This window comes from Agromyces albus (assembly GCF_004134825.1).
In the GTDB taxonomy this organism is placed as follows: Bacteria; Actinomycetota; Actinomycetes; order Actinomycetales; family Microbacteriaceae; genus Agromyces; species Agromyces albus.
Map to the genome: position 1 here is coordinate 1 of NZ_SDPN01000052.1, position 23,495 is coordinate 23,495.

18 protein-coding genes and 1 pseudogene are annotated in these 23,495 nt (G+C 70.8%); 17 read left to right on the forward strand and 2 right to left on the reverse strand.

Features of this window, described 5'->3' with window-relative positions; genetic code table 11:
• Positions 1-532 (forward strand): annotated as a pseudogene (locus tag ESP51_RS20725) (thiamine-phosphate kinase); the annotation flags it as partial.
• A gap of 5 nt (positions 533-537) precedes the next feature.
• Here the strand turns inward: ESP51_RS20725 and ESP51_RS18210 are convergent.
• On the reverse strand, positions 538-1,140 hold the full coding sequence (locus tag ESP51_RS18210; protein ID WP_129522311.1) for an RsmD family RNA methyltransferase: 603 nt from the start codon (positions 1,138-1,140) through the stop codon (positions 538-540).
• A gap of 48 nt (positions 1,141-1,188) precedes the next feature.
• Here ESP51_RS18210 and ESP51_RS18215 point away from each other — a divergent pair, with 48 nt between their 5' ends.
• The 15 genes from ESP51_RS18215 to mutM all read left to right on the forward strand — a co-directional run bounded on the left by ESP51_RS18215 (position 1,189) and on the right by mutM (position 19,737).
• On the forward strand, positions 1,189-1,995 hold the full coding sequence (locus ESP51_RS18215; RefSeq protein ID WP_241843253.1) for a tetratricopeptide repeat protein: 807 nt from the start codon (positions 1,189-1,191) through the stop codon (positions 1,993-1,995).
• Positions 1,992-4,247, forward strand: a complete 2,256-nt coding sequence (locus ESP51_RS18220) for an ATP-dependent DNA helicase RecG (protein ID WP_129522312.1) — start codon at positions 1,992-1,994, stop codon at positions 4,245-4,247. Before ESP51_RS18215 ends, ESP51_RS18220 begins: the two co-directional genes overlap by 4 nt.
• A gap of 51 nt (positions 4,248-4,298) precedes the next feature.
• Positions 4,299-4,790 carry a pantetheine-phosphate adenylyltransferase gene (gene coaD / locus ESP51_RS18225; RefSeq protein ID WP_129522313.1) on the forward strand — a complete coding sequence of 164 codons (492 nt, stop codon included), beginning with the start codon at positions 4,299-4,301 and terminating at the stop codon, positions 4,788-4,790.
• Between the two features lie 47 nt (positions 4,791-4,837).
• Positions 4,838-5,812, forward strand: coding sequence for an AAA family ATPase (locus ESP51_RS18230; RefSeq protein WP_129522326.1), 975 nt, complete (start codon positions 4,838-4,840; stop codon positions 5,810-5,812).
• Between the two features lies 1 nt (position 5,813).
• Positions 5,814-7,208 carry a DUF58 domain-containing protein gene (locus ESP51_RS18235; RefSeq protein ID WP_129522314.1) on the forward strand — a complete coding sequence of 465 codons (1,395 nt, stop codon included), beginning with the start codon at positions 5,814-5,816 and terminating at the stop codon, positions 7,206-7,208.
• Positions 7,198-9,528: a transglutaminase TgpA family protein gene (locus ESP51_RS18240; protein ID WP_129522315.1), complete on the forward strand. Its 2,331-nt coding sequence runs from the start codon at positions 7,198-7,200 to the stop codon at positions 9,526-9,528. Before ESP51_RS18235 ends, ESP51_RS18240 begins: the two co-directional genes overlap by 11 nt.
• A 74-nt stretch (positions 9,529-9,602) precedes the next feature.
• Positions 9,603-10,109 (forward strand): YceD family protein, encoded by a 507-nt coding sequence (locus ESP51_RS18245; RefSeq protein WP_129522327.1) that lies wholly within the window; start codon positions 9,603-9,605, stop codon positions 10,107-10,109.
• Between the two features lie 2 nt (positions 10,110-10,111).
• On the forward strand, positions 10,112-10,315 hold the full coding sequence (gene rpmF / locus ESP51_RS18250) for a 50S ribosomal protein L32 (RefSeq protein WP_108595599.1): 204 nt from the start codon (positions 10,112-10,114) through the stop codon (positions 10,313-10,315).
• Positions 10,316-10,391: 76 nt separating this feature from the next.
• Complete coding sequence (rnc, locus tag ESP51_RS18255) at positions 10,392-11,054, forward strand: ribonuclease III (protein ID WP_422386864.1); 663 nt, start codon at positions 10,392-10,394, stop codon at positions 11,052-11,054.
• 119 nt (positions 11,055-11,173) lie between these two features.
• On the forward strand, positions 11,174-12,403 hold the full coding sequence (locus ESP51_RS18260) for an ROK family transcriptional regulator (protein ID WP_129522317.1): 1,230 nt from the start codon (positions 11,174-11,176) through the stop codon (positions 12,401-12,403).
• A gap of 149 nt (positions 12,404-12,552) precedes the next feature.
• Positions 12,553-13,899 carry an extracellular solute-binding protein gene (locus ESP51_RS18265; RefSeq protein ID WP_129522318.1) on the forward strand — a complete coding sequence of 449 codons (1,347 nt, stop codon included), beginning with the start codon at positions 12,553-12,555 and terminating at the stop codon, positions 13,897-13,899.
• A 3-nt stretch (positions 13,900-13,902) separates the two neighbouring features.
• A complete protein-coding gene (locus ESP51_RS18270; RefSeq protein WP_129522319.1) occupies positions 13,903-14,853 on the forward strand; it encodes a carbohydrate ABC transporter permease in 951 nt (316 codons plus the stop codon).
• 8 nt (positions 14,854-14,861) lie between these two features.
• Positions 14,862-15,692 carry a carbohydrate ABC transporter permease gene (locus ESP51_RS18275; RefSeq protein ID WP_373426202.1) on the forward strand — a complete coding sequence of 277 codons (831 nt, stop codon included), beginning with the start codon at positions 14,862-14,864 and terminating at the stop codon, positions 15,690-15,692.
• Positions 15,693-15,720: 28 nt separating this feature from the next.
• The gene (locus ESP51_RS18280; protein WP_129522321.1) at positions 15,721-18,759 is read left to right on the forward strand and encodes an alpha-mannosidase; all 3,039 of its coding nucleotides are present in this window, start codon (positions 15,721-15,723) and stop codon (positions 18,757-18,759) included.
• Between the two features lie 45 nt (positions 18,760-18,804).
• The gene (gene mutM / locus ESP51_RS18285; RefSeq protein WP_129522322.1) at positions 18,805-19,737 is read left to right on the forward strand and encodes a bifunctional DNA-formamidopyrimidine glycosylase/DNA-(apurinic or apyrimidinic site) lyase; all 933 of its coding nucleotides are present in this window, start codon (positions 18,805-18,807) and stop codon (positions 19,735-19,737) included.
• 28 nt (positions 19,738-19,765) lie between these two features.
• Here the strand turns inward: mutM and ESP51_RS18290 are convergent, their stop codons facing one another.
• Positions 19,766-20,845: a GNAT family N-acetyltransferase gene (locus tag ESP51_RS18290; RefSeq protein ID WP_164990591.1), complete on the reverse strand. Its 1,080-nt coding sequence runs from the start codon at positions 20,843-20,845 to the stop codon at positions 19,766-19,768.
• Positions 20,846-21,005: 160 nt separating this feature from the next.
• Between ESP51_RS18290 and ESP51_RS18295 the strand changes: the two genes are divergently transcribed.
• The coding region (locus ESP51_RS18295; protein WP_129522324.1) for a chromosome segregation SMC family protein at positions 21,006-23,495 on the forward strand (2,490 nt) is incomplete at its 3' end.

Below are 23,495 nucleotides of genomic sequence, written 5' to 3' on the forward strand. Positions count from 1 at the left end.
TGCCCCGGTGCTGCGGTCGGGCGCTCGGGTCGGCGACGTCGTCGCGCACGCGGGCGCTCGCGGTGCAGCGGCGCGCGGACTCGCGCTCCTCTTCGCCGAGGCGACGGATGCCTCAGGAGAGCCCGACCGGCTCGCGACGCGCGGCGTGCGGGAGCGGCATCCGGAGCTCGTGCGGGCGCAGCTCGCCCCCGAACCCCCGGTCTCGGCGGGCGTCATCGCCGCACTCGCGGGGGCGACGTCGATGCTCGACGTCTCCGACGGCCTTGCCCGTGACGCCCGCCGGATCGCCGAGGCGAGCGGCGTCGGCCTCGACTTCGACGGCGCCGCACTCGGCCCCGATCCGCGACTCGCGCTCGCGGGTGCCGAGGACCACGGGCTGCTCGCGACCTTCCCTCGGGGAAGCGCTGTGCCGGCGCCCTTCGAGGTGATCGGTCGCGTCATCGAGGCGCCAGGGGAGTTGCGGGTCGACGGCCGCGCCGTCGGTGCTGACGGATGGGATCCGTACTCCGGCTGGGACGGCCGAGCGGGCTGAGGCAGTCAGTCCGCGGACTTCCCGCCATCCGCGTTGTTGGCCTCGTCGGTGCGGCTCGCCCACCAGAGGGTCGTCTCGCCGTAGTCGCGGCGCCGGTCGAGCGTGATGCCGTCGGGCCACGCGGGCTCGGGGGAGCGCGAGCTGCGTTCGACCATGACGATCGCATCGGGGGTGAGCAGCGGCACGAGCAGCTCGAGATCGCGCGAGAGCGCCCCGTCGCCGAGGTCGTAGGGCGGATCGATGAAGACGACGTCGACGCCGGCCGCGGCGCTCTCGAGGTAGGCCGCCACCGGACGCGGCACGACGCGGATGCGCAGCCGGCGACCTCGCGCGGCCCTGAGCACGGCATCGGCGTTGCGCCGGCACACGTCGGCGGCGGGTTTCGCGCGCTCGACGAGCACGACGTCGACCGCTCCGCGGCTCGCCGCCTCGAGACCGAGCGCACCCGAGCCCGCGTACAGGTCGAACACGCATGCGCCCTCGAGCACATCTCGCGCCTCGAGCGCGGAGAAGATCGCCTCGCGCACCCGGTCGCTCGTCGGACGCGTGCCCGATCTGGGCACGGCGAGGGTGAGTGAGCCGGCGAATCCGGCGATGATGCGGGTCATGCTTCCGGCAGCATAACGTCGACCGTCCGGCGCTGCCATGATGGAGGGGTGGATGACTCGACCGACCAAGTGCCCGCCGAACCGTCCCGACACCGGGTCGCAGAACAGCTCATGCTCGACCGCATGTGGGACTTCAGCGACCCGGCCGCGAGCGAGGAGCGGTTCCGTGAGGCAGCCGACGACGACGACCACCCCGCTCACGTCCGCAGCGTGATGGCGACCCAGCTCGCGCGTGCGCTGGGCATCCAGGGCAAGACGGCCGAGGCACTCGCGGTGCTCGACTCCGTCGTCCTCGACGGCACTCCCGGCGAGCCCGAGACGAACGTCGCGGAGCTCAGGGCCCGTGTGGCGATCGAGCGGGGCCGGCTCGCAGCGACCTCGGGCAACCCGGCCGACGCCGTGCCCGAGCTCACGCGCGGCGTGCGCCAGGCCGCGCTCGCCGGCTCGACGTTCCTCGTGCTCGACGCGCTGCACATGCTCGCGCTCAACGACGCCGGGCACGAGGAGGAGTGGGCGGCAGAGGGATTCGACGTGCTCGAGGGCACTCGCGATCCGCGCACCCTCCGCTGGGGCGTCGCACTGCACAACAACCTCGGCTGGACCCTGCACGATGAGGGTCGCGCCGAGGCCGCGCTGCGTCACTTCGAGCAGGCCGTCGAGGCCGCCGACGCCTACGGCACCGCCGAGCAGCAGCACGTGGCGCGCTGGTCGGTTGCGAGGTGCCTGCGAACCCTCGATCGCGCCGAGGAGGCCCTCGACATCCAGCGCGAACTCGCGCGCGCCCGTCCTGACGACCCGTATGTGCAGGCCGAGCTGGCCGAACTGACGGGGGCGGAGCCTACGATCGAGGAATGACGGGCGAGAACGCAGGCGCGACCGGCGCGCGCGGCACGGGCAGCGGCACCGGCACGACCAAGAATGCCGCTGCGGCGCCCGCCCCCGGCTCCTACACGCTCGACTCGAAGCTCTCGGGCGCGCTCGGCGGCCGCACCGCGCAGGCGATCGAGCGCGCCTTCGGCTACGCGACCGTCGGCGACCTGCTCGCGCACTACCCCAGGCGCTACGCGCTCCGCGGCGAGCTCACGGCGCTCGCGAGCCTGCCGCTCGACGAGAACGTCACGATCGTCGCCGAGGTGCTCGAGGTGCGGGTGCGCGAGATGCGCCAGCGCCGCGGGTCGATCCTCGAGGCCAAGATCTCCGACGGCACCGGCATCCTCACCCTCACCTTCTTCAACCAGAAGTGGCGGGAGAACGATCTTCGCCCCGGACGCCGCGGCATCTTCGCCGGCAAGGTCGGCGACTACAAGGGCAATCGCCAGCTCGCGCATCCCGACTACGAGCTCTTCGACGAGTCCGAGACCCTCACCGCCGGCGATGCGGCGGCGAAGCGCTGGGCCGAGGCGCCCATTCCGATCTACCCGGCCACGGGCACGCTCGCGAGCTGGCAGCTCGCGAAGTCGATCGCGCTGCTGCTCGAGGGGCTCGGCCCCGTCGACGATCCGCTGCCCGCCGACGTGCGCGAGCGCCGTTCCCTGCTCGCCCATCGGAGCGCGCTCGAGCAGATCCACCGGCCCGAGCGGGAGTCCGACTGGAAGGCGGCTCGCCGCACGCTGCGATTCACCGAGGCGTTCGTGCTGCAGACGGCGCTCCTCGAGCGGCGCGCCGAGCTTCGCAGGCACACCACGACCGCGCGGCATCCGTCGGCCGGCGGCTCGCTCGAGCGGTTCGACGCGAGCCTGCCGTTCTCGCTGACGGGAGACCAGCAGGCGGTGGGTGCCGAGATCACCGACGATCTCGAGCACCCGGTGCCCATGAACCGCCTCGTGCAGGGCGAGGTCGGCTCGGGCAAGACCGTCGTCGCCCTGCGCGCCATGCTCGCCGTCGCCGACTCGGGCGGGCAGTCGGCGCTCCTCGCTCCCACCGAGGTGCTCGCAGGCCAGCACCTGCGTTCGATCGCGCGGATGCTCGGGCCTGACCTGTCGGCCGAGCTCATGCCCACACTCCTCACCGGGCAACTGCCCGTCGCCGATCGCAGGAAGGCGCTCCTGCGCGCCGCCGCCGGCCAGTCGCGCATCGTGATCGGCACGCACGCCCTCATCGGCGACGCCGTCTCGTTCGCCGACCTCGGCCTCGTCGTCGTCGACGAGCAGCATCGGTTCGGCGTGGAGCAGCGCGAGGCACTGCGCCTGAAGGGGCAGCATCCGCCGCACGTGCTCGTGCTCACCGCCACCCCGATCCCGCGCACGGTCGCCATGACCGTGTTCGGCGATCTCGACGTCTCGACGATCCGCGAGCTGCCCGCCGGGCGCGCGGGCATCGAGTCGCACGTCGTGCCGCTCGCCGACCGGCCCGGGTGGCGGGCACGGGTCTGGGAGCGGCTCGCCGAAGAGCTCGCCGAGGGGCGTCAGGGGTTCGTCGTGTGCCCCGCGATCGAGGCGCGCGTCGCCGAAGACGACGGGGCAGAGGAAGGCGAGGCCGCGGATGTCTCGGGGCCCGCGGCATCCGTCGCCTCGGTGCTCGCCGAGCTCACGGCGCATCCGCGATTCGCCGACGCCCGCGTGGCACCGTTGCACGGCCGCATGAGCGCCGACGAGAAGGACCGCACGATGCGGGCCTTCGCGGCGGGCGAGCTCGACGTGCTCGTCGCGACGACCGTCATCGAGGTCGGCGTCGACGTGCCGAACGCGAGCGCGATGGTCGTCGTCGACGCCGACCGGTTCGGCGTCTCGCAACTGCACCAGTTGCGCGGCCGGGTCGGGCGCGGGAGCGTGCCGGGGCTGTGCCTGCTCGTGACGTCGGCCGAGGCCGGGTCGCTCGCTCGGCAACGAGTCGAGGCGGTCGCGGCGACCCTCGACGGATTCGAGCTCGCTCGCGTCGACCTCGAGTTGCGGCAGGAGGGTGACGTGCTCGGGGCGACCCAGTCGGGCGGACGCTCCTCGCTCAAGCTCCTGCGGGTGGCCCGCGACGGCGACCTCATCGCCGACGCACGCGACCTCGCCGAGGAGGTGCTCGCCGCCGACCCGGGGCTCACCGCGCATCCCGCGCTCGCCGCAGCGGTGCGCCGTCGTCTCGACGACGAGTCGAGCGGCTACCTGAGCAAGGGCTGAGACTCGCGCAGGGCCCTTCCGGCGCGGCGCGCGGGCAGTACGCTTGACGCTATGCAGCGGATCGCCGTCGTTCCTGGTTCATTCGACCCCGTCACGCTCGGCCATCTCGATGTCATCGCACGGGCCGCCGGGCTCTACGACGAGTTGCACGTCGTCGTCGTGCACAACCCCGACAAGACCGCCCTGCTGCCGATCGCCCAGCGCGTCGCGCTCATCGAGCGCGCCGTGGCCGACGCGGGCATCGAAGGCCGCATCGTCGTGGCGTCGTGGAGCATGGGACTCCTCGTCGACTACTGCACCGACGTCGGGGCGACCGTGCTTGTGAAGGGCGTCCGCTCGCAGGTCGACGTCGCCTACGAGACGCCCATGGCGATCGTCAACCGTCATCTCGCCGGGGTCGAGACCGTGTTCCTCCTGCCCGATCCCGGCAACGCGCACGTCTCGAGCTCGCTCGTGCGCCAGGTCGCCGCGCTCGGCGGCGATGTCACCCCGTTCGTGCCACCGGCGGTCGCCGACTACCTGCAGGCGGCGATGACGTTGTGAGCGAGGCGACCGTGACACTGGGGGAGTCAGGCGGCACCACGCCCGACATGGGCATCGACGAGGTCGGCGCCCGCGCGGCCGGCATCGTGCAGAACGTCGAGGCGGTCATCGCCGGCAAGCGCGAGGCCGTCACGGCATCACTCACCGTGCTGCTCGCCGAGGGCCACCTCCTCATCGAAGACGTGCCGGGCGTTGGCAAGACCATGCTCGCGAAAGCGCTCGCGCGATCGGTCGACTGCACGGTCAGCCGCATCCAGTTCACGCCCGACCTGCTGCCGAGCGACGTCACTGGGGTCTCGGTCTTCGACCAGGCGAACCGGCGATTCGAGTACAAGCAGGGTCCCGTGTTCGCCAACATCGTCATCGGCGACGAGATCAACCGCGCGAGCCCGAAGACGCAATCCGCCCTGCTCGAGTGCATGGAGGAGCGCCAGGTCACGGCCGACGGCACCACCTACCGGCTCGAGCAGCCGTTCACGGTCATCGCCACGCAGAACCCGGTCGAGATGGAGGGCACGTACCCGTTGCCCGAGGCCCAGCGCGACCGCTTCATGGCGCGCATCTCGATGGGCTACCCCGCCTCGGCCGACGAGCTCGCGATGCTCGCCATGCGCGAGACCGGAAGTCCCCTCGAGAAACTCGAATCCGTCGTCACGATCGCCGAGCTCCGCGGCATGATCGAGGCGGTGCAACGCGTCTTCACGTCGCAGCCCGTCAAGGAGTACGCGGTCGAGCTCGCCCGCGCCACTCGCGCCGACCGCCAGCTGCGGCTCGGCGCGAGCCCGCGTGCCACGCTGCAGCTCGTGCGCGCGGCGAAGGCACATGCGGCCATGCACGGTCGCGACTTCGTGCTTCCCGACGATGTCGACGCGCTCGCGGTGCCGGTGCTCGCGCACCGCCTCGTGCCGACGAGCCGTGCCGTCGGCTCCCACGACCGTGACAGCGGGCCGCTCATCGACGCAATCGTGCGCCGCATCGTAGGGGAGACGCCGGTTCCGGTCGGCAGCGCACGAAGGAACTGACATGTCCCGCTCCCGCTCCGCGCGCGTCAAGGCCTGGCCTCGACTCAGCCGGCGCGGCACGACGCTCGTCGTCGTGGGAGTGCTGCTGCTCGCCGTCTCGCTCTGGTTCGACCTGCGTGACATCCTGCTGCTCGCCTTCGTCGGCATCGCGATGCCGCTCGTCGCGATCGCCTTCGTGGCGCTGCGCACCCCGCGGCTCGCGGTGACGCGCATGTTCGCTCCGCCCGTGGTGGGCGCGGGCGGCGCCACTCGCGTCGCGCTCATCGTGAAGAACCGCTCACGCCGCACGTTCGACGGCGCGCATTGGCGCGACCGCGTGCCCGACGGGCTCAAGGGCCCGGCCGAGGCGATCCTGCCGGCCGTCGGCCCGTACGAGGGCGTGCTTCCGTCTGGCGATGACACGCTGCGGCTCGAGTACCGGCTCAGGATGCCGCGGCGCGGCGTCTTCTCGATCGGTCCGCTCGTCATCGGCATCGCCGATCCGTTCGGACTCGCGCGCATCGACCGTGAGGTGGGCACGGGGCACGAGGTCGTCGTGACGCCGCGGGTGACGCCGCTCGACGCCGCGCTCGGCACCGCCGCGAGCGTCGACGGGGTGCTCCACGGCCTGCAGCGACGCACCCACCCGAACTCCGACGAGCTCATCGCGCGCGAGTACCGCTACGGCGACCCGCTGCGGCGGGTGAACTGGGCGGCGACCGCCCGCCGCGGCGAGCTCATGGTGCGTGAAGAGGAGCAGCGCGGCGACCCCGAGGCGAGGCTCATCCTCGACACGACGCTCGCCGGGCGGCCGAAGGCGTCCTCGCTGCGGCGTGAGCGCGACGACGGCGGGCATATCGGCTACGAGCTCGGCATCGAGATCGCCGCATCCGTGGGGGTGCACCTGCTCGAGCGTGGCTACCGAGTGCGCTGCGACCACCTCGCCGACCCCGAGCACGGTGCCCTCTCGCCGGCATCGCCCGGCGGCTACCGCATGCCGGGCGGCGACCGGGCACTGCTCGAGGATCTCGCCCGGCTCGAGGGGCCGGCTCGGATCGGATCGGGTGCGGCCTTGGAGGTCGCTTCCGACGCCGAGGCCCGCCCGCGAGCGCGAGAGGCGCGGATGCCCGGCGTCGTCGTGCTCGTCGATCCCGACGAGCAGGACGCTCGCTCGGTCATCGCCATGCGGTCCGGATTCGAGCCGGCGATCGCCTTCGTGCTCGAGAGCGTCGCGCAGGGTGTCGTCGACGCGCTCGAGGAGGCCGACTGGCGCGTCGTGCGCGTGCGCCGGCCCGCCGAGATCGCCGGGGCCTGGGCAGGCACAGCGCTCCCCGCACGACATCAGGCTCCGGCGCGAGCCGCACGATCGCGCGCCGTCGTGCCTCGCCCCGAGGCGGTGACGCCCGATGAACCTTGACCCGGTGCCGCTCACACGGGCGCAGCGCCTCGCTCTGACGACGGCGTCGTTCCTGTTCCTCGTGGTCGCCACGATGTCGCTCGGCCCGCTCATCGCGGGCAGCGGCTGGTGGTGGCTGTGTGCGTTCATCGCCGCCGGGGTGCTCTTCTCGGGCGTGGGACTGCGTGCCCTGCGCACCACGGCCGCACTCGTGCCGGTGCTCGAGCTCGTGGTGCTGCTGCTGTTGCTCACCCTCGTGTTCAGCGCCGGGTCGAGCATCGCGCTCATCATCCCGACGCAGGGCACGTTCGAGACGTTCGCCCAGCTGATCTCGGGCGCAGCGCGCACGATCGAGCAGCAATCGGTGCCCGCGATCCCCGTGCCGGCGCTCACGTTCGCGCTCGCGTTCGGCGTGGGCGTCCTCGCGGTCCTCGTCGACATCCTCGTGCAGACCGTGCGGATGCCCGCCCTCGCGGCCGCACCGGCCCTCGTGCCGATCCTCATCCCCGGGTTCATCATAGAGGCCGGCGCCGAGGTGCCCACGCTCGTGCTCGCCGCCGCCGCATATCTCCTGCTCCTGCGCATCGACGTGCGAGTGCGCCGGCGGGCGCGGCTCGCGGCGGGCGATCTCGACGACGACGCCGCCACGGTCGTGCCGCCCAAACGCGTGCCGATCGCCTCGACCCTGGGCGCGACGCTCGGGCTCGCCGCCGTCGGCATCCTCACGGCGTCGCTGCTCGCGGCGTCGACGCCGAGCATCTCGACGAGCCTCCTGCTCGGCACGCCCGGGCAGGGCACGCTGTTCGCCCGAGGCGTGAGCCCGTTCATCGACCTCGGTCGTGACCTCCGCAGGCCCGCGCCGAGGCCCGCGTTCCACTACCTTGCGCGCGACGGCGACCGCCCCTACTTCACGCTGCTCACGCTCGACCGCTTCGAGGGCGAGGTGTGGGGCGTGACCGAGCAGGCGGTCGACGGCGACAACACCGTCGACGCGATGCCACGCCCCGACGGCCTCTCGAGCGCCGTCGAGACGTCGGAGCATCCCATCGACGTCGTCGTCGACGAGGTGCGCACGACGTGGCTGCCGGTGCCGTATCCGGCGACGAGCATCGAGGGACTCGACGGTTCGTGGTTCTGGGATGATGGTTCACTCACGGTCCGCAGCGTCGACACGAACACGGCCGGCCAGCGATACCGCGTCAACCGGCTCGAGATCGACCCGACGCCGGCGCAGTTGCGAGCGGCCCCGCGCGACCTCCCCGACGAGCTGGCACCGTTCCTCGAGCTGCCCGACGAGCTCCCGGCGATCATCGGCGAGACCGCGGCATCCGTCACGGCCGGAGCCGGCTCGCCCTACGACGCCGCTGTGGCGATCCAGGCCTACCTGCGATCCAACGAGTTCGACTACTCCACGGAGGCACCGGTCGCCGAGGGCTACGACGGCGGCGGATTCGACGTGATCGCGAAGTTCCTCGAGGTGCGCGCGGGGTACTGCGTGCAGTTCGCCGCCACGATGGCGGTCCTGGCGCGAGAGTCCGGCATCCCGGCGCGCATCTCCATCGGCTACACGCAAGGCTCCCCTTCCGATGACCGGGTCAACGGGGTGCAACGCGTCGAGGTCGACACGCATGACCTCCACTCGTGGCCCGAGCTCTACTTCGAGGGCGTCGGGTGGGTGCCGTTCGAGCCGACTCCCGGCCGGGGCACCGTGCCCGGGTACTCGCGGCCCGGCGCCGGTGAGGGCACGAACACGCCGACGCAGAGCGCGGCCCCCGCCACGCCCGGAGCGTCGGATCGTCCCGACGTCGACGCCGATCGCGGACTCGCGGGCGGCACGAGCGATCCGTTCGCCACGAACGCCTGGTGGATCCGCGGCGGGTCGCTCACGCTCGCCGTGATCGCGCTGCTTCTCATCCCCGCGGCGATCCGTGCCGGCCAGCGGCTGACGCGACGGCGACGCATCCGAGCGGGGGAGTGGGCGGCGGATGCCGCGTGGGAGGAGCTCACCGCCACTGCGGCCGATCTCGGGGCGGGCGTCGCCGACGTCGAGACGCCGCGTGCGGTGGCGGCGCGACTCGGCGAGCGCGAGGCGTTCATCGCAGCTGAGCCTCGAACCGCCCTCATCGCCTTGCGCGATGCCGTCGAGCGCGAGCGCTACGGGCCGGCGCAGCTCGGACCCGGCACTCCCGGGCAGGACCTCCTCGACGAGCTCTCGGTCGCCCTGGCCGCGCTCGCAGCCGATGCCGGGCCCGCCGAGCGCCTGCGGGCGGCGCTCGCGCCACGATCGCTCTTCGCGCGGGTACGGAGGGCGTTCGGCGAACGCCCGCCCGCCGGCGCGTAGAATCGTCCATCGTGGCCATTCAGCATTCACCGTTCCGACTGAACGTGCGCGACATCCTCAACCGACCGGGTGAGATGCGCGAGCAGCGACTCGCCGTCGCCGTCGTCGACCCGATGGGCGAGGGCCTCGTCGCCGTACGAGCGGGCTCCGAGCTCGACGTCGACGTGCGACTCGAGTCGGTGCACGAGGGCATTCTCGCGACCGCTGAGGTCGACGCGATCGCCGAAGGAGAGTGCGGTAGGTGCCTCATCGACATCGCCCTGCCCGTTGAAGTCGAGTTCCAGGAGCTTTTCGCGTATCATTCTGGAGAAGCTTTCGAGTATGAGGTTCAAGACGACCACGTGGATCTTGAATCACTCATCCGAGATGCGGTAGTGCTGGCACTGCCGTTCCAGCCGGTGTGCCGGCCGGACTGCCCGGGTCTCGACCCTGAGACCGGGCTCCGGCTAGCCGATCATCCGGAACTCGTCACCCCTGAGCACGTCGACCCGCGATGGTCGACGCTCGCTGGGTTCGCGGCTTCCCGAGACAACGGTTCGGATGACGCATCCGATACCGACCAGCAGAGAGAAGAGAGATAGACATGGCTGTTCCGAAGCGGAAGAAGTCACGCTCGAACACGCACGCGCGCCGTTCGCAGTGGAAGGCCGAGGTCCCCACCCTCGTCAAGACCGTCGAGAACGGCAAGGTCACCTACAGCCTCCCGCACCGTGCGAAGGTCGTCGAGGACTCCGCGGGCACCCCGCTCTTCCTCGAGTACAAGGGCCGCAAGGTCGCCGACGTCTAGTCGGCCGGAACCAAGCCTTCGACCGGTCGTGACGCGAACGGAGCACGCAGGGCACGGGGAGTACACGCTCGACGAGCTGCAGCAGCGACTGCACATCGCCGTAGACCCCGAGCTGCTGCTGCTCGCGCTCACGCACCGGTCGTTCGCGTACGAGAACGGTGGCATCCCCACCAACGAGCGCCTCGAGTTCCTCGGCGATTCGATTCTCGGGCAAGCCGTCACCGTCAAGCTCTTCCGCGACCACCCCGACCTCGAAGAGGGCGAACTCGCCAAGCGTCGAGCGAGCCTCGTCTCGAGTGCTGCACTCGCCGAGGTCGGCCGGTCCATCGGTCTCGGCCCGTTCATCCGGCTCGGTCGTGGCGAGACCATGACCGGCGGCGCCGACAAGCCGTCGATCCTCGCCGACACCGTCGAGGCGATCATCGGAGCGGTCTACCTCGATGCCGGCGGCGATGCAGCCACGGCGCTCGTGCTGCGACTCGTCGCGCCGCTCCTGCTCGACCCCGCCCGATTCGGCGCGGCGATGGACCCGAAGACGAGCCTCCAGGAGATCGCCGCACGTCGCGGCGCCCCTGCGCCGGTCTACACGGTCGTCGAGAGCGGCCCCGACCACAACAAGCACTTCGTCGCGACGGTCACCGTCGGCGGGCTCGCCGAGGCATCCGGCGAGGGTTCGAGCAAGAAGCAGGCCGAGATGGCCGCGGCGCTCGAGGCGTGGACCGCCCTGAGCTCGCACTGACGCCCGGCACGACGTAGCCCGCCCGCTCGGCGTCCCCCGGGTGCGGTCCGTGTCGCACGACGAGACATCCGCCACTCGAACGGCATACTGGTGACAACCGGCTCGAGGGGGTGACGCGCGTGCGACGAGGCACGAACGTCCATGCGCTCGGCGGATTCAACCAGATCGTCATCCTCGACACGATCCGGCGCAACCGCGAGGGATTGAGTCGTGTCGAGATCGCCGAGCAGACGGGGCTGAGCGCGCAGACCGTCTCGAACGTCTCGCGCCGGCTGCTCGATGACGGCATCATCCGGGAAGCCGGGCAGCGGATTCTCGGCGTGGGAAAGCCGCGGATCATCCTGCAACTCGACCCATCGGGCGGCTACGCGATCGGGGTCCACCTCGACCCAGCGGTGATCACCTACGTCGTGCTCGACCTCGACGGGCGCGTGGTGGCGCACACGGCCACGAGAACGCCGTCGGGCGTCGCGCCTGAACGGGTGATCGCCGGCATGCGCGATTCCATCGACGCCATCATCGCCGACGCCGGCGTGGATCGTTCCCGGGTGCTCGGGGTGGGCATCGCAGCTCCGGGCCCGCTCGACCTCGAGCAGGGAGTGGTGCTCGACCCGCCGCTCCTCGAAGGATGGCACGGTGTCGCGCTCCGCGACGCCCTCGCCGAGTCGACGGGGCTGACGGTGCTGCTCGAGAAGGACGTCACCGCGGCCACCGTCGCCGAGCTCTGGATGAGCTCCGGACACGAGCGCGACGACTTCATGTTCTTCTACTACGGCACCGGAGTCGGCGTCGGGCTCGCCATCGCGCACGAGGCCGTCCGGGGCGCGACCAACAACGCGGGTGATGCCGGGCACATCATCGTCGACCCAGACGGGCCGGTCTGCAGCTGTGGGCGCCGCGGATGCCTCGGCGACGCCATCATGCCCCGCGCGCTCGTCGGGTCCGCGCTGTCGAGTGGCCTGATCACCGCACCCGCCGGTCGCCTCGACGGGGTCGGCGTCGATGAGGGCCTCGCGCAACTGGCGGCATTGGCCCTAGCCGGTGAGGCCGACGCATCAGCTGTGCTCGAGAAGATGGCCGGTCGCATCGCGAACGCCGTCGTGACCATCGCGAACCTGCTCGACCAGGACACGGTGGTCTTCGGCGGCCCGTACTGGAACCGCGTGTCACCGCTCGTGCTCGCGAGGGTCGCCGAGCTCGTCAACTCGTCCGATGCGCTCGTCACGACCCACCCGATCGCGGTGACCGAGTCGGCGATCGGCGATGACGTGGCGGCGGTCGGCGCGGCGTGCCTCGTGCTCGACGACGTGCTGTCGCCTCGGCCGTCGGCCTTGCTCATCGCCACCTGACGCCGTTCCGCGAGGGCACTCGGAGCCCAGCGGAGCCGCGACTGAGGCGCGCAGATCAGGGTTGACAAGAATTAGTCCATGCATTTTAGTTATAGCCAGCCCCTTGGCATGACGCCGACGTGGCAGCCACTTGGAATCAAAGGAGATCCATGAAGAGAACACTCTCGGCGACCGTCGCACTCGGCGCCGCAGGCCTGCTCGTGCTCACCGGCTGCGCGGCCGGCGAGAGCGAGGCATCCGACACCATCAAGGTCGCCTACCAGAAGTTCGGCACCTTCACCCAGCTCGACGCCCACATGAAGCAGGTCAAGGACGCGTTCGAAGCGGAGAACGAGGGACTGACGGTCGAACTCGTGCCGATCGAGGCACAGCAGAACGACTACTTCACGAAGCTCGCGCTCATGAACCAGTCCGCCGCGACCGCCCCCGACGTGATGTACGAGGACACCTTCATGGTCGAGTCCGACGCGGACGCCGGCTACCTCGCTCCGCTCGACGAGTACACCGAGGCCTGGGACGAGTGGGACATGTTCTACGACAACGCGAAGAGCGCTGGCCTCAGCTCCGACGGCAAGACGTATGGCATCCCCATGGGCACCGACACCCGCGCCCTCTGGTACAACAAGGACCTCTTCGAGCAAGCGGGCCTGCCGGTGCCGTGGGAACCCGCGACCTGGGAGGACGTGCTCGACGCGGCCGCGACGATCAAGGCGAAGCTGCCCGACGTCGTCCCGCTGAACGTCTACTCGGGCAAGGCCCAGGGCGAGGCCGCGGCGATGCAGGGCTTCGAGATGCTGCTCTACGGCACCGGTGACACCCTCTACGACGCCGACGGGAAGAAGTGGGTGACCGGCTCGCAGGGCTTCGAGGACTCCCTGGCCTTCATCGGGGACCTCTACCAGGGCGGGCTCGGCCCGACACCCGAGCAGGCGCTCGACAAGAACATCGGCAACATCGTCGCGAGCGAGTGGCTCCCGCAGGGCAAGCTCGCGATCAACCTCGACGGCTCGTGGCTGAGCGGCACCTGGCTCGAGACCGGCACCGCGCCGTGGCCCGAGTGGAACGACGTCATGGGGCAGGCGCCGATGCCGACCCAGAACGGCGACGAGCCCGGAGCGAACAGCATGTCGGGCGGCTGGACCCTGGCAATGGGCTCGAAGTCGAAGAACAAAGACGCTGCATGGGACTTCATCGCGCTGGCCCTCGACAAGGACAACTCGCAGTCCTACGACATCGCGGCGAGCCAGATCGCGGTGCGCAGCGACGTCTCGGAAGACCCCGACTACCAGGCGGCCAACCCGACGTTCGGCTTCTTCTCGGAGATCGTGGCCGTCACGAACTTCCGGCCGGCCACGAGCGACTACGGCAAGATCTCGAGTGAGATCACCATCGCGATGGAGGCGGTGATGACCGGTCAGCAGAGCCCAGCCGAGGCCGCGGCCGCCTACGACGAAGCCGTCGTGAGGATCGTGGGCGAAGAGAACACCACGAGCTAGCCGATGGCCATCGTCGCAGAAGAAGCACGACCCGTCGCCGGGCCGGGCCGGGGACCAGTTCCCCGGCCCGGCCGGTCGAGGGCCGGAGTCCGCCGCTCGCTCGTGCGGAGCGTTCCGCTGGTGCCCGCGATCGTGCTGCTCGCGATCTTCCTGCTCGGACCGGTGATCAGTTCGTTCTACGGGTCGTTCACCGACGCATCCCTCACCGGATCGGCGGCCCAGGGCTCGTCGTTCGTCGGCTTCGCGAACTACGCGGAGCTCTTCGCCGACCCCGACTTCCCGAAGTCCATCTTGCTGACGCTCGTGTTCCTCGTCGCGTCGGCGATCGTCGGCCAGAACGTGCTCGGCCTCGGGCTCGCGATCCTGATGCGCTCCTCGAGCCGGTTCACCCGCGGCATGGTCGGCACCTTCGTGGTGACCGCATGGGTGCTTCCCGAGATCGTGGCCTCGTTCGCCGCCTACGCGTTCTTCAACGACACCGGCACGCTCAACACGCTGCTCGCCTCAGTCGGCCTCGAGGGGACGAACTGGCTCTACGCGACCCCGATGCTCGCGGTGATCCTCGCGAACATCTGGCGCGGCACGGCATTCTCGATGCTCGTGTACTCGGCGGCGTTGCAGGACGTGCCGCCCGAGATCACCGAGTCCGCCGAGGTCGACGGGGCACGCGGATGGCAGCGGCTCGCGTTCATCACCGTGCCGATGATCCGGCGAAGCATCTCGACCAACCTGATGCTCACGACCCTCCAGACGCTGTCGGTGTTCACGCTCATCTTCGTCATGACGGGAGGAGGGCCGGGCACCGACAGCTCGACTCTGCCGGTGCTCGCCTACCAGGAGGCGTTCCAGTTCGGCAAGCTCGGCTTCGGAACCGCGATCGCCACGATCCTGCTGCTCGTCGGAGCCGTGTTCTCCGTGGTGTACCTCCGAGCGCTCAAGCCGGAGGTGGACTGACCATGGGCATGACCTCTCCCAGTCGGCGCAGTCTCCGCGCCGTGTCGAACGGCGTGCTGCTCCTCATCGGCGCCGCCTTCGCGCTGCCGCTCGTCTGGCTGGTGCTGGCCTCGGTCGACGAACGCGCGACGCTGTCGATCAAGCTGCCCGACGCCGTCTCGCTCCAGAACTTCGTCGACGTGATGACGCCCGAGAAGGCCTTCGTCCCGCTGCTGAACAGCCTCGTGCTCTCAGGCGGATGCGCCCTCATCACCGTCGTCGTCGCCGTGCTGGCGGCCTACCCGCTGTCGCGCTACCGGATGCGCATCAACAAGCCGTTCCTCTATGGGGTGCTGTTCGGCACGTGCCTGCCGATCACCGCGATGATGGTGCCGGTCTACAGCCTCTTCGTCGCCTTCAACCTCATCGACTCCATGGGCGGCACGATCCTCTTCCTCGCGGCCACGAGCCTGCCGATGGCCATCTACATGACGAAGAGCTTCATGGACAGCGTCCCGATCAGCCTCGAGGAGGCCGCGTGGATGGACGGCGCTTCGATGATGACGACCCTCACGCGCGTCGTCGTGCCGCTCATGCGGCCGGGCCTCGCGGTGGTGTTCATCTTCGTGTTCATCGGAGCGTGGGGGAACTTCTTCGTGCCGTTCGTGCTGCTGCTCTCGCCCGACAAGCTCCCCGCCGCGGTCAGCATCTTCGCCTTCTTCGGCCAATACGGCACCGTCGCATACGGCCAGCTCGCCGCCTTCTCGCTGCTCTACTCAGTTCCCGTCATCACCCTGTACGTGTTCATCTCACGCGTGCTCGGCGGTTCGTCCGCACTCGCAGGCGCCGTCAAAGGCTGACCCGCACCCGATCCACTAGGAGCCTCCCATGCACGACAACTCCGCCCTCGTTCGCGCCCGGATCGCCCGGTTCGCGCAGGAACGCGTGAAGCCGGCCATCTACCGCGACACCGCTGCGCTCACCCTCAGCGCGTGGGAGGTGCCCGACGAACCGGTTCCCTTCGCCGAGGCGATCGGGCAGACTTTCGAGCCGTTCACGGTCGGGTCTGCGTGGGGCAAGCCGTGGGGAACCACGTGGTTCCACGTCACCGGCACCGTCCCCGAGGCATGGCAGGGCCTCGACGGAGTGGTCGAACTCGTCGTCGACCTCGGTTTCCTCTCGGGACAGTCGGGCTTCCAGGCCGAAGGGCTCGTCTTCGACCCGGCCGGACGCATCATCAAGGCCATCGAGCCGTTCAACGACCACGTGCCCGTCGAGGTGGGTCCGGGCGGAACGGTCGACGTCTACATCGAGGCGGCCTCGAATCCAGATGTCGGGAGCGACTGGAGCTTCCGGCCGACACCGGTCGGCGACAAAGCGACCGCGGGCACGAAGCCCATCTATCGGTTGCGCAGGGTCGACGTCGCGCTGCTCGACACCCAGGTGTGGGAGCTGCAGATGGACATCTGGACGCTCACCGGCCTCATGGACGTGCTCAGTCCCGACCTGCCGCGCAGGGCCGACATCCTGCGCGCCCTCGAGGCGGTCGTCGACGCGATGGATCCAGATGACGTGTCGGGCACGGCGGCGGCGGGCCGGGCGATCCTCGCGCCCGTACTGGCGCAACCGGCGTACGCGAGCGCCCACCGCGTCGTCGCCGTCGGTCACGCGCACATCGACTCGGCCTGGTTGTGGCCCGTGCGCGAGACGATCCGCAAATGCGCGCGCACGTTCTCCAACGTGCTCGACCTGATGGATCGCGACCCCGGCTTCGTCTTCGCGGCCTCCTCGGCGCAGCAGTACGCCTGGATGAAGGAGCACTATCCCGAACTCTTCGAGCGCATCCGCGCACGAGCGGCCGAGGGCCGCTTCGTGCCGGTCGGCGGGATGTGGGTCGAATCTGACACGAACATGCCAGGAGGGGAGGCGCTCGCGAGGCAACTGGTGGCCGGGAAGCAGTTCTTCATGCGCGAGTTCGGCATCGAGCCGCTCGAGGTGTGGCTTCCGGATTCGTTCGGCTATTCCGCGGCATTCCCGCAGATCGCGGTCGCGGCCGGCTCGAGGTACTTCCTGACGCAGAAGACGAGCTGGAACGAGACCAACACGATGCCGCACCACACCTTCTCGTGGGAGGGCATCGACGGCTCGCGCATCTTCACGCACTTCCCGCCCGTCGACACCTACAACGCGATGCTCTCGGGGGAGGAACTGGCCAAGGCGCAACGGCAGTACGCAGAGAAGGGAGCTTCGAACATCTCGCTCGTGCCCTTCGGCTTCGGCGACGGGGGCGGTGGGCCGACTCGCGAGATGCTCGCCGCGGCATCCCGCACCGCTTCGCTCGAGGGATCGCCGACCGTGACCGTCGCGTCGCCGCTCGCGTTCTTCGAGGAGGCCGAGCGCGACTATCCCAACCCTCCCGTCTGGTCGGGCGAGCTCTACCTGGAGTTCCATCGCGGAACCTACACGTCGCAGGCGCGGACGAAGGCCGGCAACCGCCGCAGCGAGCACCTCCTCCGTGAGGCCGAGCTCTGGGCCGCGACCGCGGCGGTGCGTACCGGCGCCGACTATCCCTACGAGCGCCTCGCCGAGCTGTGGCAATCGGTGCTCCTCTTGCAGTTCCACGACATCCTGCCGGGCACCTCGATCGCCTGGGTCCACCAGGTCGCGGAGGAGAACTACCGGCGGATCGCAGCAGAGCTCGAGGACCTCATCGGTGCCGCGGTCTCCGCGCTCGGTGCCGGCTCCGCCGAGGCGAGCTCGGTCGGCCCGGTCGCCTTCAACGCCTCTCCCTTCGCCGTCTCGGGGGTTGCCGCGATGTCTGCAGGTCCCGTCGACGCGCCGGGTACGGTGAGCGTCGAGCGCGACGGTGCGGGCTACGTGCTCGAGAACGGGCGGCTTCGCGTCTCGATCGACGGGCAGGGACTCGTCACCTCGCTCGTCGACGTGCGCACCGGGCGCGACGCCATCCCGGCCGGGCAGCCCGGCAACCTCCTGCAGCTGTTCCGGGACACCCCGACCCAGTGGGACGCGTGGGACATCGACCAGCACTACCAGCGCTCGGGCACCGAACTCCGCGATGCCGAGTCGGTCGAGTTGGTGACGGATGCCCCCGAACGGGCGAGCATCCGCGTCGAGCGCCGGTTCGGGGCATCCGCCGTCACGCAGACACTGACGCTGGAGGGCGACGGCACCGCCCTCGAGATCGAGACCATCGTCGAGTGGCATGAGCAGCAGAAGCTGCTGAAGCTCGCGTTCCCGCTCGACGTGCACGCCGACCGTGCGGCATCCGAGGTGCAGTTCGGTCACGTCCACCGGCCGACGCACGTGAACACCTCGTGGGATGCGGCTCGCTTCGAGACGTGCGCCCATCGATGGGTGCACGTCGCGGAGCCGGGCTTCGGCGTCACGGTCGCCAACGACTCGACCTATGGCCACGACATCACCCGCACGGCGAGAGCCGATGGCGGAACCACCACGCTCGTGCGGCAATCGCTGCTGCGTGCGCCGCTCTTCCCCGACCCGAAGAGCGACCAGGGTCGTCACCGCCTGCGCACCTCGGTCGGCATCGGCACCGACGTGCTGGATGCGGTCGGCGAGGGCTATCGGCTCAACCTGCCGCTCCGGCTGGTGGAGGACGCGAGCGCCGTGGCACCCCTCGTCCGCAGCGACTCGCCGAGCATCGTGGTCGAATCCGTGAAGCTCGCGGAAGACCGCTCGGGCGACCTCATCGTGCGCGTCTACGAGGCTCGCGGGGCCCGCGCAGTGGGCACGGTCACGGCCGGATGCGAGGTGTCGGGCATCGTGGAGACCGACCTGCTCGAGCGCGCTGCCGCGGAGCCTGCCGCGCTCGTCGGTGTCGATGGTGCGAGCGCGCAGTTGCGACTGCGTGCGTTCCAGCTCGTCACGCTTCGGTTCCGTCGCAACTGAGGCTCCGGCTCCGCCGAGCACTCGCGGGGGGAATAGGCTCGAGAGATGCCCGAACTGCCCGAGGTCGAGGTCGTCAGGGCCGGGCTCGCGCCTGCCGTCACCGGCGCCCGGGTCACGGCGGTCGACGTGCTCGACGTGCGTGCCCTGACCCGCCATGACGCGGCATCCGGCGACTTCGAGGCGCTCCTGACCGGGGCGAACATCGAAGCGGCGGTGCGGCGCGGCAAGTTCCTCTGGCTGCCGATCGGCCGCGACCGCGCCATCGTCGGCCACCTCGGCATGAGCGGGCAACTGCTGCTGCGCACGCCCGACCATCCGGGAGACGACCGGCACGCCCGCATCCGGCTGCACCTCGAGCATCCCGAACACGGGGAACTGCGCGTGGACTTCGTCGACCAGCGCACCTTCGGTTCGCTCGCCGTCGATCGACTCGTGCCCGCCGCCGACGGTGAGATCGCCGGATTCTCGGCGGGCGTCACGGGGGAGTGGTCGCGATCACTGCCCTCGCAGGTCGCGCACATCGCGCGCGACCCGATCGATCCGGCGTTCTCCGATGACGCGTTCGTCGACGCGCTCGCGCGCAGGGCCTCGGCGGTGAAGCGAGTGCTCCTCGACCAGGGCGTCGTGAGCGGCATCGGCAACATCTATGCCGACGAGTCGCTCTGGCTGGTTCGGCTGCACGCCGAGCAACCCGCCGCCTCGCTCGGGCGGCGCCGCTCGCGTGAACTGCTCGCCGCCGTGCGCGAGGTGCTCGAGCGTGCGCTCGCCGAGGGCGGCACGAGTTTCGACGCACAGTACGTCAACGTCAACGGCGCCTCGGGCTACTTCGCGCACTCGCTGAACGCCTACGGGCGGGTCGGCCTGCCGTGCCCCCGCTGTGGCACGCCCATGGTTCGCGAGCCGTTCATGAACCGGTCGTCGCACCGCTGCCCCCGATGCCAGCGGCTCCGGATGCCGCGTCACGCCGCCTCGGCCTGAAGGTCGGCGCGAGCACCTTCCAGCCGGCTCAGCGGCGCTGCCAGACCGCCTCGAGGCCGCACCGGCGGAAGCCGAGTGCGACGTTGATCGCGAGCATGTGCTCGTTCTCGTCGGCGTTCCACGTATAGACCTCGGTGCGTTCGGGCGCGACCTCGGTGAGCCGTGCCAGGTTCGCGAGCTTCGTGAGCATGCCGAGACCGTGCCCCCTGTGCGCGACGACGACGAGGGTGTCGCTCTGGAAGGCGAACTCGCGTCCGAGCGGCAGCTCGAGCTCGGTGTATCCGGCGACGGCGCCGTCGGCAGCCAGGGCCGCGGCGACGAGCAGGGTCCTGCCGCCGTCGAGTGACTCCTCTTCGCGCTCGCGGACGCGCGCGGCATCCCAGTGCTCCTCGTCGATCGTGATGCCGCCCGCCGGGACGGCGAGGGCCATGCGCCCCCTGGCCGCTGCGTACGCGTCGACGAGCCGCGCCGGGGTGCGATCGGTCCAGAGCTCGAGCCGGTAGCCGATGGCATTCGCCTGTGCCGTTCGCGCATCGAGTGCGCTGCGGAACTCGTCGGCTCGGCCGCCGACGGTCAGGCTGCTGATGCGCTCCAGCTGGGCGAGGTCGTAGCCGTGCGCCGCGGCGAAACCGGCGGCGGGAACGGATGCCGGCAACGCGGCGTCCCCGTCGGGCGCGTGCAGCACCGGGCCCTCAGCCGGGGCGCTGCCGGCATCCGCATGATCGGAGTACGCGACGATCGTGGAGCGGCCGAGGTCGCGAGCGGAGTCTTCGGCGGCGGCGAGCAGTCGCGAGCCGACGCCGCGTCGCCGATGCCGCGGCAGCACGCCGAGGGTGAGCTCGACGGTGGTCGCCCCGGCGTCGCGCTCCCATTCGAGGCCGGCCCGGCCGATCATCGCGTCGCCGTCCCAGGCGCCGATCCAGGCGTGCCCGCGGTGGCGATCGTTGCGCTGCGCGGCGAGGAGCTCGGCCGCGCTGTAGGCGAAGTCCTCGTGTCCCCAGTTCGCGCGCTCGAGCCGGGAGCCGAGCTCAGCGGACGACTCGAACTCCCGGGCAGCGGGCGTGCCGAGGGCCTCAGGTACGGGCACCGGTCGGATGTCGATGGGCATGCGCACTCCTCCCGTCGCCGATGGGCAGCCGCCCAGACTAAACCCCGCGCCGTGGTCGTGGCAAGGGCGATCCGCGTTCTCGCGGCGAGGGCGAATGGGGAGGGGGCCGAACCTCGGATACGGTAGTCCGCAGCGCGCTCGCGAGTCGGAAGGGTGGGACGTGTACCTCAAGAGCCTGACGCTGAAGGGATTCAAGTCCTTCGCGCAGCCGACGACCTTCGCCTTCGAACCCGGCGTGACCTGCATCGTCGGCCCAAACGGCTCCGGAAAGTCCAACGTCGTCGACGCCCTCGCCTGGGTCATGGGGGAGCAGGGTGCCAAGACCCTCCGCGGCGGCAAGATGGAAGACGTCATCTTCGCGGGCACCTCCACGCGCGGCCCGCTCGGCCGCGCCGAGGTGAGCCTCACGATCGACAATGCCGACGGTGCGCTCCCGATCGAGTACAGCGAGGTCACCATCTCGCGCACGCTGTTCCGCAACGGCGCGAGCGAATACGCCATCAACGGCGAGATCTGCCGGCTCCTCGACGTGCAGGAGCTCCTCAGCGACTCGGGCCTCGGCCGTGAGATGCACGTCATCGTCGGGCAGGGACAGCTCGACGCCGTGCTGCACGCCACCCCCGAAGACCGTCGCGGCTTCATCGAAGAGGCCGCGGGCATCCTGAAGCACCGGCGCCGCAAGGAGAAGACCCTCCGCAAGCTCGACGCGATGCAGGCGAACCTCACCCGGCTCTCCGACCTCGCCGGCGAGATCCGGCGCCAGTTGAAGCCGCTCGGACGCCAGGCCGAGGTCGCCCGCGAGGCCGCGACGATCGCCGCCGTCGTGCGCGATGCGCGCGCCAGGCTCCTCGCCGACGAAGTGGTCGGCCTCCGCCGCGCGCTCGAGGAGCACGGCAAGAGCGAGCATGAGCGGCACAGCGAGCGCCTCGTGCTGCAAGACGAGCTCGAGCAGCACGAAGCGCGCGTCGCGCGACTCGAGCAGGCGCAGGGCGGCGACGCCGTCGACGCGGCCCGGTCGACGACGCATGCGCTGGAGTCGGCGCAAGAGCGGCTCCGCGCGCTCGACTCCCTCGCCCGGCAGCGCATCGCCCTTCTCGGCGGAGCGAGCGAGCAGACGGATGCCGCGCCGAGCGTCACCCGCTCGATGATCGACGACGCCGGGGCCGAACTCGACACGATCCGCGCCGGCGTCGGCTCGGCGGCATCCGCCCTCGACGTCGCCGTCTCCCGGACTCGCGAGGCCCGCGAGGCGCTCGACCTCGTCGACGAGCAGATCGCGGCACAGAGCGCTCGCGTCACCGCCTACGACCTCGAGGTCTCGAAGCTCGCCGGACAGGCCGACACCGCTGCCTCGAAGCTCGCCGCCGCGCGCGGCGAGGTGCTTCGGCACACGAACGCCATGGAGGCATCCGCCGCCCGCGGGCGGACCGCCGCCGAGGAGCTCGCACGGATCGAGGCCGAAGCCGACGCCGGTGAGATCGGCGAGACCGATCTCGACGAGGCCTACGAACTCGCGCAAGCGGCCGTCTTCGAGGGCGAGGGCGAGATCGAACGCCTCCGAGAAGAGCTGCACGTGCGCGAACGCGAACGCGATGCGCTTGCGGCACGGACCGCGGCGCTCTCGCTCGCCCTCGACCAGAAGGACGGCTCGGCAGCACTCGTCGCGGCGGGTGTCGGCGGCGTGCGCGGGCTCCTCGCCGAAGCTCTGCACGTCGAGCCGGGCTTCGAGCCGGCGATCGCCGCCGCGCTCGGCTCGCTCGCCGATGCCGTGCTCGTCGACGATCGTGCCGCCGCCTACCGGGCGCTCTCGCACGCCGAAGAGGGCGCGATGGGCCGGGTCGCGCTCGCTTTCGCCGACCCGGGCGTCGCTCCGGCGGCAGCGCCCGCGATCGACGGGCTCACCGCGGCATCCGAGGTCGTCACCGCTCCCGCCGGCGTGCTGGGCCTGCTCGCCGAGGTGCTCATCGCCGACGACCTCGCCGCCGCTCGCGCCGCCGAGGAGCGGGTTGCAGCGCTCGACCGGCCCGCGACGGTCATCACGAAGGACGGCACGGTCGTGGGCCGCTTCATCCTCCGCGGTGGAACCGGCCAGCAGCAGAGCCGCATCGAGCTCTTCGCCGAGCGCGACCGCGCGAGTGCGGGGCTCGAGGAGGTGCGCAGCGAGATCGAGCGCTCGCGCTACGACCTCACCGAGCAGCGCGCGATCGTCGAGCGATCGAAGGAGCAGTCCAAGCAGGCCCTCGCCGCGCTTCGCGAGTTCGACGCGCAGCTCGCGCAGCGCACCGAGCGGCTCAATCGTGCTCGAGTGCAGGTCGAGGCGGCGACCGCTGAGACCGAACGCCTCGAGCAGGCAGCGCAGAAGGCCCAGGAGCGCGTCGCCGACGCCGAGCTCGCGGCGACCGAGGCGAAGGCGGCACTCGATGCCGCCCGCGCCGTGCCGCGGCCGATGCTCGACGCGTCCGAGCGTGACGGAGCGCTCGCCGCGCTCGAACGCGCACGCGAGGGCGAGGTCGAGGCGCGGCTCCGGCTCGAGACGGCGAAGGAGCGGGTGCGCGCTGAAGAGGCACGCGTCCGCGCGATGGAGCGCCAGTTCGAGGCCGAGCAGCAGGCCGCCGCGGATGCCGCGCGCCGCGCCGTCATCCGTCGCGCC

Bases quoted from the DNA above. Each gene is read 5' to 3' on its own strand.
- mutM (WP_129522322.1), top strand. From the start codon at position 18,805: ATGCCCGAACTGCCCGAGGTCGAGGTCGTCAGGGCCGGGCTCGCGCCT.
- coaD (WP_129522313.1), top strand. From the start codon at position 4,299: ATGCAGCGGATCGCCGTCGTTCCTGGTTCATTCGACCCCGTCACGCTC.
- ESP51_RS18270 (WP_129522319.1), top strand. From the start codon at position 13,903: ATGGCCATCGTCGCAGAAGAAGCACGACCCGTCGCCGGGCCGGGCCGG.
- ESP51_RS18240 (WP_129522315.1), top strand. From the start codon at position 7,198: ATGAACCTTGACCCGGTGCCGCTCACACGGGCGCAGCGCCTCGCTCTG.
- ESP51_RS18230 (WP_129522326.1), top strand. From the start codon at position 4,838: ATGGGCATCGACGAGGTCGGCGCCCGCGCGGCCGGCATCGTGCAGAAC.
- ESP51_RS18265 (WP_129522318.1), top strand. From the start codon at position 12,553: ATGAAGAGAACACTCTCGGCGACCGTCGCACTCGGCGCCGCAGGCCTG.
- rpmF (WP_108595599.1), top strand. From the start codon at position 10,112: ATGGCTGTTCCGAAGCGGAAGAAGTCACGCTCGAACACGCACGCGCGC.
- ESP51_RS18235 (WP_129522314.1), top strand. From the start codon at position 5,814: ATGTCCCGCTCCCGCTCCGCGCGCGTCAAGGCCTGGCCTCGACTCAGC.
- ESP51_RS18275 (WP_373426202.1), top strand. From the start codon at position 14,862: ATGACCTCTCCCAGTCGGCGCAGTCTCCGCGCCGTGTCGAACGGCGTG.
- ESP51_RS18210 (WP_129522311.1), bottom strand. From the start codon at position 1,140: ATGACCCGCATCATCGCCGGATTCGCCGGCTCACTCACCCTCGCCGTG.
- ESP51_RS18220 (WP_129522312.1), top strand. From the start codon at position 1,992: ATGACGGGCGAGAACGCAGGCGCGACCGGCGCGCGCGGCACGGGCAGC.
- ESP51_RS18290 (WP_164990591.1), bottom strand. From the start codon at position 20,845: ATGCCCATCGACATCCGACCGGTGCCCGTACCTGAGGCCCTCGGCACG.
- ESP51_RS18245 (WP_129522327.1), top strand. From the start codon at position 9,603: ATGCGCGAGCAGCGACTCGCCGTCGCCGTCGTCGACCCGATGGGCGAG.
- ESP51_RS18280 (WP_129522321.1), top strand. From the start codon at position 15,721: ATGCACGACAACTCCGCCCTCGTTCGCGCCCGGATCGCCCGGTTCGCG.